The sequence below is a fragment of the Marinitoga lauensis genome, from assembly GCF_004135675.1.
Lineage (GTDB): Bacteria > Thermotogota > Thermotogae > Petrotogales > Petrotogaceae > Marinitoga > Marinitoga lauensis.
This window is the reverse complement of record NZ_QHLX01000006.1, coordinates 24,695-37,105: the sequence shown is the minus strand read 5'-3', so window position 1 is coordinate 37,105 and position 12,411 is coordinate 24,695. Positions and strand designations below refer to the sequence as shown.

The 12,411-nt window shown below is 28.5% G+C and carries 12 protein-coding genes and 4 pseudogenes; 6 read left to right on the top strand and 10 right to left on the bottom strand.

Features of this window, described 5'->3' with window-relative positions; translation table 11 throughout:
- Positions 1-43: 43 nt before the first annotated feature.
- The 6 genes and pseudogenes from groES to tpiA all read left to right on the top strand — a co-directional run bounded on the left by groES (position 44) and on the right by tpiA (position 5,698).
- Positions 44-312 (top strand): annotated as a pseudogene (groES, locus tag DJ007_RS10885) (co-chaperone GroES).
- Positions 313-326: 14 nt separating this feature from the next.
- A pseudogene (gene groL / locus DJ007_RS10880) lies at positions 327-1,945 on the top strand (chaperonin GroEL).
- A gap of 198 nt (positions 1,946-2,143) precedes the next feature.
- Positions 2,144-2,527 carry a YbaB/EbfC family nucleoid-associated protein gene (locus DJ007_RS10875; RefSeq protein WP_129409572.1) on the top strand — a complete coding sequence of 128 codons (384 nt, stop codon included), beginning with the start codon at positions 2,144-2,146 and terminating at the stop codon, positions 2,525-2,527.
- A 127-nt stretch (positions 2,528-2,654) separates the two neighbouring features.
- Positions 2,655-3,659: a type I glyceraldehyde-3-phosphate dehydrogenase gene (gene gap / locus DJ007_RS10870; RefSeq protein ID WP_129409571.1), complete on the top strand. Its 1,005-nt coding sequence runs from the start codon at positions 2,655-2,657 to the stop codon at positions 3,657-3,659.
- A 72-nt stretch (positions 3,660-3,731) separates the two neighbouring features.
- Positions 3,732-4,828 (top strand): annotated as a pseudogene (locus DJ007_RS20435) (phosphoglycerate kinase); the annotation flags it as partial.
- Between the two features lie 138 nt (positions 4,829-4,966).
- On the top strand, positions 4,967-5,698 hold the full coding sequence (gene tpiA / locus DJ007_RS20430; protein ID WP_206076369.1) for a triose-phosphate isomerase: 732 nt from the start codon (positions 4,967-4,969) through the stop codon (positions 5,696-5,698).
- A 31-nt stretch (positions 5,699-5,729) separates the two neighbouring features.
- Here tpiA and DJ007_RS10860 read toward each other — a convergent pair whose 3' ends face one another.
- The 10 genes and pseudogenes from DJ007_RS10860 to DJ007_RS10815 form a co-directional block, all read right to left on the bottom strand.
- Complete coding sequence (locus DJ007_RS10860; protein ID WP_129409570.1) at positions 5,730-7,334, bottom strand: methyl-accepting chemotaxis protein; 1,605 nt, start codon at positions 7,332-7,334, stop codon at positions 5,730-5,732.
- Positions 7,335-7,543: 209 nt separating this feature from the next.
- A complete protein-coding gene (locus tag DJ007_RS10855; RefSeq protein ID WP_129409569.1) occupies positions 7,544-8,095 on the bottom strand; it encodes a hypothetical protein in 552 nt (183 codons plus the stop codon).
- A 20-nt stretch (positions 8,096-8,115) separates the two neighbouring features.
- On the bottom strand, positions 8,116-8,304 hold the full coding sequence (locus tag DJ007_RS14835; protein ID WP_165974132.1) for a hypothetical protein: 189 nt from the start codon (positions 8,302-8,304) through the stop codon (positions 8,116-8,118).
- Positions 8,305-8,418: 114 nt separating this feature from the next.
- A pseudogene (locus DJ007_RS10845) lies at positions 8,419-8,756 on the bottom strand (ABC transporter substrate-binding protein); the annotation flags it as partial.
- A gap of 32 nt (positions 8,757-8,788) precedes the next feature.
- Positions 8,789-9,073 carry an ABC transporter substrate-binding protein gene (locus DJ007_RS10840; protein ID WP_129409567.1) on the bottom strand — a complete coding sequence of 95 codons (285 nt, stop codon included), beginning with the start codon at positions 9,071-9,073 and terminating at the stop codon, positions 8,789-8,791.
- Positions 9,074-9,275: 202 nt separating this feature from the next.
- Positions 9,276-10,121: a methyl-accepting chemotaxis protein gene (locus DJ007_RS10835; RefSeq protein WP_129409566.1), complete on the bottom strand. Its 846-nt coding sequence runs from the start codon at positions 10,119-10,121 to the stop codon at positions 9,276-9,278.
- Between the two features lie 72 nt (positions 10,122-10,193).
- The gene (locus DJ007_RS10830) at positions 10,194-10,886 is read right to left on the bottom strand and encodes an oxygen-binding di-iron domain-containing protein (protein WP_240739533.1); all 693 of its coding nucleotides are present in this window, start codon (positions 10,884-10,886) and stop codon (positions 10,194-10,196) included.
- Between the two features lie 78 nt (positions 10,887-10,964).
- Positions 10,965-11,123 carry a hypothetical protein gene (locus DJ007_RS20425; RefSeq protein ID WP_368359836.1) on the bottom strand — a complete coding sequence of 53 codons (159 nt, stop codon included), beginning with the start codon at positions 11,121-11,123 and terminating at the stop codon, positions 10,965-10,967.
- 119 nt (positions 11,124-11,242) lie between these two features.
- Positions 11,243-12,028 carry an LVIVD repeat-containing protein gene (locus DJ007_RS10820; protein WP_165974131.1) on the bottom strand — a complete coding sequence of 262 codons (786 nt, stop codon included), beginning with the start codon at positions 12,026-12,028 and terminating at the stop codon, positions 11,243-11,245.
- Positions 11,983-12,390 (bottom strand): LVIVD repeat-containing protein, encoded by a 408-nt coding sequence (locus DJ007_RS10815; protein ID WP_129409564.1) that lies wholly within the window; start codon positions 12,388-12,390, stop codon positions 11,983-11,985. The genes DJ007_RS10820 and DJ007_RS10815 overlap by 46 nt, the downstream gene beginning before the upstream one ends.
- Positions 12,391-12,411 lie beyond the last annotated feature (21 nt).

The window sequence follows — 12,411 nt, the reverse complement described above, 5'->3', positions numbered from 1 at the left end:
GCTAAAAAATAAAAATTAAAAATTAAATAAGGAGGTGATTTGAATGAATGTAAAACCATTAGGTAACAGATTATTAATAAAACCTGTTATTGAAGAGAAAAAAACAGAAGGCGTATTGTTTTACCAGATACTGCAAAAGAAAAACCTATGAGAGCTGAAGTTGTTGCAGTTGGAAATATAGATGATGATGTAGAAATTAATGTAGGTGATCATGTAATCTTTGCAAAATATTCTGGAACAGAAATTAAGATAGACGACGAAGATTATATTTTAATTGACGTAGACGATATTTTAGCAAAATATGAAGACTGAGGAGGTGTTGTGAAATGGCTAAAATGATGATGTTTTCAGAAGAAGCAAGAAGAGCTCTTGAAAGAGGTGTAGATAAAGTAGCAAATGCTGTTAAAATAACATTAGGACCTAAAGGAAGAAATGTAGTATTAGAAAAAAGCTGGGTTCACCAACAATAACAAACGATGGTGTTTCTATAGCAAAAGAAATCGAATTAAAAGATAAATTTGAAAATTTAGGTGCACAATTAGTTAAAGAAGTAGCATCAAAAACAAATGATGTTGCAGGTGATGGTACAACAACAGCTACAGTATTAGCTCAAGCAATGATAAGAGAAGGTTTGAAAAATGTTGCAGCTGGTGCTAACCCAATGTTAATGAAAAATGGAATTCAAAAAGCAGCAGAAAAAGCTGTAGAAGAAATAGGTAACATGAGCAAAAAATTATCAAGTAAAGAAGATATCGCACATGTTGCTTCAATTTCAGCAAATAATGAACAAATCGGAAATCTAATAGCAGATGCAATGGATAAAGTTGGTGAAGATGGAGTTATCACAGTAGAAGATTCAAAAACAATGGAAACATTTGTTGATTTCACAGAAGGTATGCAATTTGATAGAGGTTATATTTCACCATATTTTGTAACAGATACAGAAAAAATGGAAGCAATAATGAAAGAGCCATATATCTTAATTACAGATAAAAAAATCTCAACAGTAAAACCATTAATTCCAGTATTAGAAAAAGTTGCACAAGCTGGAAAACCATTAGTAATCATTGCTGAAGATGTTGAAGGTGAAGCATTATCAACATTAGTATTAAATAAATTAAGAGGAACATTAGAATCAGTTGCTGTAAAAGCACCAGGTTTCGGTGACAGAAGAAAAGCTATGTTACAGGATATTGCAATATTAACAGGTGGAGTTGTAATTAGTGAAGAAGTTGGATTAACATTAGAAAACATCACATTAAATGACTTAGGTAGAGCAGACATGGTTAAAGTAAGAAAAGACGATACAATTATCGTTGGTGGAAAAGGCGACGAAGAAAATATAAAAGAAAGAATCAAACAAATCAAAGCACAAATTGAAAATACAACATCAGAATATGAAAAAGAAACATTACAGGAAAGACTTGCAAAAATGGCTGGCGGTGTAGCGGTAATTAAAGTTGGTGCTGCAACAGAAACTGAATTAAAAGAAAAGAAACACAGAATTGAAGATGCATTATCAGCAACAAGAGCAGCTGTTGAAGAAGGTATTGTTCCTGGTGGTGGAGTAACATTATTAAGAGCTAAAAAAGCAGTAGCTCCATTATTAGATGAATTAGAAGGTGACGAGTTAATAGGTGCAAAAGTTGTATATAATGCATTAGAAGCACCAATTAGACAAATTGCATTAAATGCTGGAGTGGATGGAGCTATTATAATCGACAGAGTATTAGCTAAAGATGAACCATCATATGGTTATGATGCATTAAATGACGAATTTGTAGATATGTTTGAAAAAGGAATTATTGATCCTGCAAAAGTTACAAGAAGTGCAGTTCAAAATGCAGCATCAATTGCTTCAATGTTATTAACAACAGAAGTTTTAGTTGTTGATGAACCAAAGGAAGAAAAAGCACCAGAAATGCCAGATATGCCAGCATATTAATAAAAAATAATCCAGGCTGCCTCTTGCGAGGCAGCTTTTTTGTTATAAATAAAATATGAAAAATTTTTCATAAGAGAAAGCGATTTTTTAATTTATTTAGACATAATCGTTAAAATTTGAGATTTATGGTATAATATAACTGATAACAGGTAATAGACTATATTTAATAAAATAAATAAAAAAAGAGAGGGGAAAGAAATGGCTAAAAAAATAAGAGGTTTAGGCGGAAGAAGTTTAAAATCTTCTGGCGGTAAAAAAAATGACATAATGAAATTAATGCAAGAAGCACAGAAAACTCAAGAATTAATGGAACAGGAATTAAAATCCTTTGAAGCAGAACTTTCAATAAAAGAATTTGACGCAACAAGCGGTGGCGGTGTTGTTAAAGTAATAGTGACAGGTGATTTAAGAGTAAAAGATATCGTTATTTCTGAAGAGCTAGCAGATGAGGAATTTGAGATAATAAAAGATATGATTATTGCCGCAACAAATGAAGCTATAGAAAAGGCTAAAAAATATAAGGAAGAAGAAACAGAAAAAATATCACAAAAATATTTAGGCGGATTAAATTTAGGTATATAATTAACAATATTTAAATATAATCAACTATAAAACTTTAAAAATGCAAAATATAACCTTTAAATATGAGGTATATAATATACTTAGAGAAAAAAATAACAATTTATCATAAATCAGGAGGTGTTGTTAAATGGGTATAAAGATTGCTATTAACGGTTTTGGGAGAATTGGGAGAGTAGTATTTAGAGAAATGATGAAAAGAGGAAATTTTGATGTTGTAGCTATAAATGATTTAACAGATCCAAAAACTTTGGCTCACTTATTAAAATACGATAGTGTTCATGGAAAATTTGATGGTACAGTAGAAGTTTCAGAAACAGGATTTGTTGTTAATGGAAAAGAAATAAAAGTATTTGCAGAAAAAAATCCTGCAAATTTACCATGGAAAGATTTAGGTGTTGATATTGTTATCGAGTCAACAGGAGTTTTCAGAAACAAAGAAAAAGCAATGCCACATATCGAAGCAGGAGCAAAAAAAGTAATTATAACTGCTCCAGCTAAAGGAGAAGTAGATTTAACAGTTGTTTTAGGAGTTAATGACGAATTATTATCAAAAGAACATGTAGTAGTTTCAAATGCTTCATGTACAACAAACTCAATAGCTCCTGTAATAAAAGTATTAAATGATAAATTTGGTGTAAAAACTGGTTTATTAACAACAGTTCATTCATTTACAAACGACCAAAGAGTTTTAGATTTACCACATTCAGATTTAAGAAGAGCAAGAGCAGCTGCAGTTAATATTATTCCAACTACAACAGGTGCTGCAAAAGCTGTAGGAGTTGTTATTCCAGAATTACAGGGTAAATTAGATGGTATTGCAATGAGAGTTCCAACACCAGATGGATCAATAACAGATTTAACAGTTACAGTTGAAAAAGAAACAACAGCAGAAGAAGTAAATGCAGTTATGAAAGAAGCAGCAGAAACATACTTAAAAGGTATATTAGGATACAATGAAGAAATGATTGTTTCTTCAGATATTATTGGAACAACATACTCAGGTATTTTTGATGCAACATTAACTAAAGTTATGGGTGGAACATTAGTAAAAGTTGCTTCCTGGTACGACAATGAATATGGTTATTCATCAAGAGTTGTTGATTTAGCAGCAAGAATGGCAGAATTACTTTAATAAAATAGTAAAGGGGGCTTTTTAGTCCCCTTTTTTGAAATGAAAATAATTTGATAAAGGGGGAGAAAAACAATGGAAAAAATGACAATTAAGGATTTAAATTTAAAAGGAAAAAAGGTAATAATGAGAGTAGATTTTAATGTTCCAATGAAAGACGGAGTTATTACAAATGATAAAAGGATAAAAGCAGCATTACCAACAATAAAACATGTTTTAAATGAAGGTGCAAAAGTTATCCTATTATCTCATTTAGGAAGACCAAAAGGCGAGCCAAAGCCAGAATTCTCTTTAAAGCCAGTAGCAGAAAGATTAGGGGAGTTGTTGAATCAAGAAGTAAAATTTGTTCCAGAAGTAGTTGGAGAAAATGTAAAAAAGGCAGTAGAAGAATTAAATGAAGGTGAAGTGTTGTTATTAGAAAATACAAGATATATGAAGGGTGAAACAAAGAATGATCCAGAATTAGCAAAACAATGGGCAGAATTAGCAGATATTCATGTTAATGATGCTTTTGGAACAGCTCATAGAGCACATGCTTCAAATGTTGGTGTTGCTCAATTTATACCAAGTGTAGCAGGATTTTTAATGGAAAAAGAAATTAAATTCCTATCAAAAGCAACAGCAAATCCAGAAAAACCATATGTTGTAATTTTAGGGGAGCTAAAGTTTCTGATAAAATTGGAGTTATAAATAATTTATTAGAAAAAGCAGATAAAATTTTAATTGGCGGAGCTATGATGTTTACTTTTTTAAAAGCTTTAGGTAAAGAAATTGGTTCTTCAAGATTTGAAGAAGATAAGGTTGATTTAGCAAAAGAATTATTAGAAAAAGCAAATGAAAAAGGAGTAGAAATCGTTCTTCCAGTTGATGCAATTATTGCACAAAAATTAGAAGCTGGTGTTGAAAAGAAAGTTGTAAAGATAGATGATGGAATAGAAAATGGTTGGATGGGTTTAGATATTGGTCCAGAAAGTATAGAATTATTTAAAGATGAATTAAATGGAGCAAAAACAGTAGTATGGAATGGTCCTATGGGCGTTTTTGAAATAGAAGATTTTGCAACAGGAACAAAGGAAGTTGCAATGATGGTTGCAGATATTACAGAAGAAGGTGCAACAACAATAATTGGTGGTGGAGATAGTGCCGCAGCAATAGAGTTATTTGGACTTGAAAGAAAGGTTTCTCACGTTTCAACAGGTGGAGGAGCTTCATTGGAATTTTTAGAAGGTAAAGAATTACCAGGAATAGCAAGTATTGCATCTAAAAAAAAAATAAATAGTAGAAAATATATATTAGCTGGTAATTGGAAAATGAATAAAACAAATATTGAAGCTGCAGAATTTATTTCAAAATTAACAGCTAATATTGGAAAAGAAAAGAAATTTGAAGTTGTAATTGCACCTACATTCTTGGCTTTAGAAAAAGCAGTAGATTTAACAACAAGCACCAATATAAAAGTATCCGCACAAAATATGTATTTTGAAGATAGTGGTGCTTATACCGGTGAAATTTCAGCTGATATGTTAAAAGCTATAGGCGTTGAATATGTTATATTAGGTCATTCTGAAAGAAGAAACATTTTTGGTGAAACAGATGAAATAATAAACAAGAAAATAAAAAAAGCATTGGAAAAAGGATTAACACCGATTTTCTGTATAGGTGAAAAATTGGAAGAAAGAGAAAAAGATTTAACCTTTAATGTTATAGAAAGACAGATAAAGGAAGGATTTAACGGTTTAGATAAAGATGAAGCTAAGAAAATGATTATTGCTTATGAACCTGTATGGGCAATTGGAACAGGTAAAGTAGCAACACCAGAGCAAGCTGAAGAAGTTCATGCATATATAAGAAAATTATTGTCAGAAATTTATGATGAAGAAACAGCAGAATCAATTACTATCTTATATGGGGGAAGTGTAAAACCAAATAATTATTTTGGATTGTTCACAAAACCAAATATAGATGGTGGATTAGTTGGTGGAGCTTCATTGAAGGAATCATTTATAGAATTAGCAGATATAATGAGAGATATAATAATGTAAAAAGCAACGGCCAAAAACGGCCGTTGCTTTTTTAAACTTTGAATTTTTTTATTAAAGAAGTTAATTCTTTGTCAACACTTTCAAGAGATGCAGTATCATTATTAACTTCTGCTGAGATATCTACTAATTTATTTATATCAGTGAAAATATTATTAATATTTTCTACAACATTTTCTATTAAATTGTGAACATTTGCAACAGCATCTGAAATTTCATTTGCAGATGAACTCTGATGATTAGACATTTCAGCAACATCGTTAATCATGTTGTTAATATTTTCAATTTGATTTAAAATAGATTCAAGTCTGTTTCCGACAGTTTCTACATTTAATTTAGCTTCTTTAGATACATTAACTACATGTTCGACTTTTTTATCTATTTCACTGACATATTCTTTGTTTGAATGCAATATTTCTGCAATTTTATCAGTAGTATTTTTACTTTCTTCAGCAAGCGTTCTTATTTCATCGGCAACCACTGCAAAGCCCTTTCCGGCTTCTCCAGCTCTTGCTGCTTCAATTGCAGCATTTAATGCAAGTAAATTGGTTTGCTCTGCTATGGATAGGATATCATTGACAATTTCTTCTATATTTTGTGTGAATATATTTAAGTCCTTTACTTTTGTAGCTGTTTCCATTACCCCATCAGTAATTAGATTGATAGCTGAAATGATTTTTTTAATATCCTCTTTTCCATTTGATGCATCTTTACTGACTTCTGTAGAGTTTTGAGCAACTTCATTTGTTAAATCGGAAACATTTTTAGAAAGAGAAGCAACATCTTCAGCACCCGCTAAAACCTCTTCAATAGCAGCAGAAGTTGTATTAATATCTTCTGAGATTTTATCGACGTTGTTCTGGATTTGATTTGATGTTTTGGTTAATATATTTGATATATTTCCCAATGAGCTGATAATAGAGGATAAATTTTTAGATGTTTCAATAATCTTTCCTACAAGATTTCTTAAAGCTCCAATAGTTGTATTTACAGCAATTTTAATCTTTCCAATTTCAGATTTGTCTTCTGTGTGAGAAGTATTAATTCTAAGATCACCATTTTTTACTTTATCAAGGGTTGTATTCAATGTTAATATACCTTTAGATAAAATATTGCCAAGAATAATTGAAATAAATATTCCTATTAAGATAAATCCAATACCAATAAATAACATAAATTGAAAAATATCGCTCTTTTGCTTTTTTATATGTTCTTTTGCGGTAATTGTTTCAGATTTAATATCTTTTTCCACATTAATAATAGTTTTTTCATATTTTTGTATTATATTGTCTAAACTTTTTTGAAAGTTCTTCAAACTTTGCTCTTTTTGAACTTTGAAATTATTATTCATATCTTTTAAATTTTCTGATAATAAGTTGGAAATTGTTATATCAATATTGCTTTTAAAATCAGAAACAGGAGCCTTCATATATAATGTAAATTCAATATCATTAACTACTATTTTTTTAAATGCATAAATATTATTCTCTTTTTCAAATACTCCATAATTGAAATTCAAATTTGATTTTTCATATTCTGGATAAATAATATCATTATTGCCATTTAATAAAAATATAGAACTATTTTTCGATGGAGCAGTTAATAAGGACTTTATAGGTTTTAAAAAATTGCCTTTCATTAAGATGATACCATTGAAATCACCAGAAATATATACAGGAATTCCAATAATAAAAGAATAATCCTTGTAATTAATATTTTCTATAGAAATTTGATTTTCTTTTAAAGAAGATAATTTATTAAAAAGTTTTTCATCAATATATTCTCCAGTATCAAATAAGATATCTCCATTTGAGTCGACATCTATTAATATTGCCCCATCGTAAGAAGTTAAAATGAACTTGCTAAAAACTTTATTATTACTATTATTTGTTGATATAAAAATGTTCCAATATCATTGGCAATAGATTCGGCAGAGCCAAGATCGTATTCATATAGATCATAGAAATTTTTTATTGAAGGTAGCATAGAAATGCTTTTTACATAATTATAAATATATGTTTGAATATTATTTTTAATAAAAGATTCTTTGGAATTAATCTTTTTTGTAATTTCGGATATAGCTGATTTCCTCGCTTCTAACGCTAATTCATTAATAATTTTTTTATTAAAATCATTAAGGCTTTTTTGAACAAAGTTTTCAGTATTTGTAATCATATTCTCTGTTTCGGATTTTACAGCAGTGTTTAATATGTTATTAGTTTCGTTTTTCATTGATTCAAAACTCTTTGAAACATTGGAAAGTATAGAATCAAAAGAGTTATTGGTAATTTCTATTATTTTTTCAAATGAATTATTATTTATGAATAAAATGAATGTAACCATGAAAGCTATTACCAATATTATAGAGGTTATAATTTTACTTTTTAAAGTGTGAAACACAAATATCATCTCCTATAAATCTATTTTGCAATTTCATTTATATATTCATCATAAATTAAATCATTAATATCAATAAGTTTTTTTGATACCTTGTATTCAAACATGGTTTTGTTTACTTCTTCCCATACTTTTTTATTAAATGTTCCTATTTTCTTTTCAGAAGGAAGTCCAGATTTTACTAATTTTATTATTTCTTTAGCTTCATACATTAAATGATCTTTTGAAAGTTTTTGAGTGTTATATTTATCTAATATTAAGTTTACGGCTTCTTCTGGATGATTAATGGCATAAAGCCACCCTTTATAAGTAGCCGCAATAAATTTTTGTACGTTATCAGGATGATTTTTCAGATATTCTTCAGAGACAAATAAGGTATCACCAAAAAAGTGAATATTATAATCAGATGGTTTGATAATATTGACGGCATACCCGCTGATCTTGCCAAATCTGGTTCATTTGTTATATAAATAGGTATTACGTCAAAATCTCCTTTATAAAAAGAATCCATATTAAAAGTCCAGCGTTTAAAGGTTACATCTTTCTTTGATAATTGAGCTTTTTTTAATAAAAGCTGAGATTCAAGATACGCAAAACCAGCACTCCCCAATACTTTGCCTTTAAAATCTTCTGGCTTTGTGATTCCTGAAGATTTTAATGACATAAAAGAAACAGGTTCCTGCTGTAATATGACCATTACAACTTTAATTCTTTTACCCCAGCTTTAGTTTGTATAACGTTTGGCCCTTCAAGACCAAATTGAGCTTTTCCAGTTAAAACCTCTTTTAAAGGGCTTACAGTAGGACCGCCTTGTTTAATAGTAACATTTAGTCCATAATCAGAATAAAATTTTTTTTCTTTTGCAACATAAAATCCTGCGAATTGGAATTGATGAAACCACTTTAATTGTAATATGATATTCTCAGAAAATAATACTAAAGAAAACAACGTCACCATTAACAAAATAAAAAATTTTTTCATGAAAATACCCCTTTAAAATTAATATTATGAAAAGCATATATTAATTATATCATATTTTTAACCTAAAATACACAAAAAATAAATTTAAAATAGTAAGAAAACTTTTTTTGTAAGCTGGAAATAAATAAATAAAAAACAACGGCCGAAATGGCCGTTGTTTTTTATAATTATTTAATACTTTAGAATTTATAAAAAATGAAAATTAAATTTTTATATTTTTTATTGTTTTTTGCATTTTCAACACATTTTTTACAACTGAATTTAAAGTAGATATAGTATTAATTAATTCCATCATTTCCTCTTTTGATAAGGACAAATTTCCTATATTATCTTCCAATAATAATGAATTTGAATGTAATGATTCTATTAAATCATCAAGGAAAGTTTCATTTTTTTCAAGAACAACTAAAGAATCTTCAGTAACATCTGCTACTACATTAAAAAGTTTTGAAATATAATTTATCTTATCCAGCACATTTTTAATTTCATTTGATAACATATTTATTTTTTCATTAATTTGTTTTGCACTATCATTTGTTTCTGAAGATAACTTTTGTATTTCTTCAGCAACAACAGCGAAGCCTCTTCCATGTTCTTTAGCTTTCGCTGCTTCAATTGATGCATTAATCGATAACATATTTGTTTTACGGGCTATTTTGTTTATATTTTTTGTAATTTCTATTACTTCATCAAAGTTATTGAGGGCATCTGAAACCATATTTATTGATTCATTAACATCGTTTTTAACTTCGCTGAGATTATTTCCTATATTTTTTAATTTTTTTATTATATTTTCATTAAGTTGTGAAAGTTCATTTTTTTTCTCCTGGCTTTGAAGAGACATGTTTTCAATTTCTTTGGTAATAATTTCCGTATTATCGATAGCACTAATTATTTTATTACCAACATTATCGGTTAAAGAATTAGCCTCTTCAAATCTTTCTCCTAAAATTTCATCAAGATTTTCTATAAAAGATGTAAGAATATTTTCATGATAAATACTTTCAGCGATTTTTTCTATAATTCTTTTGGATATATTTTCGCTCATTTTCTCACTTCCTAATAAATTTTGTCTATAATATCGACCCACATTTTAATTCTTTAAACCAATCTAGAAATTTCAAATACTCATTTTTTTGAATAATAATCCATGTTGTGGAACCATTATTTCAACATCCAACCTTGAAACTCTTTCTACCCATTTTTTAGCAGCAGCATTTGATGCCATATATCTTTTATGAAATCCTTCCATATGTTTTTTGTAATCATTAAAATTTTCAACGAAGATATTATTTTCTGAAGGTTGAACAACTCCAACTCCAATATCTCCTGAAAATAATATTTTTGATATAGGATCATACAAAGAAAAATTTCCAAGAGAATGTAGAAAATGTGCAGGAATTATTTCTAAATTTGTTCCATCTGAAAATTCTATTTTACCTCCCTTATCTTCAATAGGAACAAGTATAGAAGGATCAAAAACACCAAAATGGGGTAAGAATCTTTCCCATAATCCGGAGATATAAATTTTTGCATTTTCCAGAGTTGAACTCCACAAAGCCACACCTGAAGAAACATCAGGATCTTGATGAGTATAAAAAATAGCCTTTATATTTTTTGTATCTATGTGTTCTGAAACATTTGCGAGTACTCTAGGAAAAACATGAACACCTCCTGGATCTAACAGTATTCCTTCATTATTGTGAATAACTAAGAATTGATTTGTAAAAATTCCTTCAAGATTATTTTTTTCTACACCAAGGTAAATAAATTTGTGATTATCATTTTCGAATAAAATAATGGAATTAGACATATTACCCTCCCAGTTATAATAAGTTTTTTCTATAATATCTTCACCACATTCCAAATTTTTAAACCAATCCATAAAATCCTATTGTATTCTCCCGAATGTCATCCAGAATATTTTTTTTACGAAAATTGGTTTTTCTGGATTCTGTATGTTAAATATCATCATGCCATTTTTCCCATCAGCAACATAAAGATAATTATCTTTTACATATAAATCTTTTGTATTTCCAGGTGTATTTATATGGGATAAAATTTTTTCTGTTTTTAAATCAATTATTGCAAATCCGTTTTCTCCAAGAGCAGCAAAACCAAGGTTATTAAAAATATGTAATTTTAAAACACCATCGTTATTTAAATTTATTATTTTTCAATAAAAGGATTATTTTTATCTTTTATGTTAATTACATATATGCCTGGTTTTCCAACAGGAATTGTTTGCTTTTTCAGCACAGTATATTTCCAGTCAACCGAAACATATGCATAATCTCCATTTATTTCAATATCTTTTGCAAATCCATTAATTCTAAATTTGGGTGGCAAATGACTTATAGTTGAGTCTGAAAGTTTGAAAGTTTCAAAGCCAACGTCATCAGTTACTAGGAAAATATAATTGCCTTTTTTAGCAACATCCATGGTTCTTCCAGATACTCTATTTATTGATAAAATTTTAGGTTTTGATTTATTAGAAATATCCAAAATAACAAGATCTTTATATCCATCAGCAATATATGCTTTATTATCTTCTACTATAAAATTATTGGTATATCCTAAAATAACATTATTATTTTCTTTTACATCAACGTAATTTGATAATACTTTTGGTTTTTCAATGTTTGATATATCAAATATCGTAAACCCATTTTGTCTATCAGCAATATATGCAGTATTGTTACTGATATAAACACTAACAGCATCATTTAAAGTCTTTTCTAATTTTTTAGGTAACAATTTTAAATTTAAAGTCTTTTTGGACGAAATTTCTAACGGATTTTCAGGATTACTGATGTCAAAAATTATTAATCCATCTTTTTTATCAGCAGCATATAGATAATTTCCTTTTACATATAATCCCTGCAAATCTGTATGATAATTAAATATTTTTACCAATTCTGGTTTTTTAGGATTTGAGATATTAAAAATTTCCAAACCGCCCAATTATCTGTAACTACAAGATAATTTTCATTTATTAATTTTAAGTCAATAGGAGTATTAAGAGTATAATGTTTAAAAATAGGATTGATTTTTTCATTTTTGTTTTTTGCTGGTTTATTTATATCTTTCATATCAAATACTTCTAATCCATACCATTTATCAGTTACATATAAATAGTTCCCATTTTTTAGAATAGCATTTACTCCTCCACCAGTATCAACAGTTTTTACTAAGAAAGGGAGTAATTTAAATGAAATGTCGAATATGGATATACCTTTTGCACCATCCAGAGTGTATAGATGGGTTCCGTCAATATATATTTTTTGAACCTCGCCTCCTGTTTTTAAATGCCTCATATATTTATATGAACCATTTGA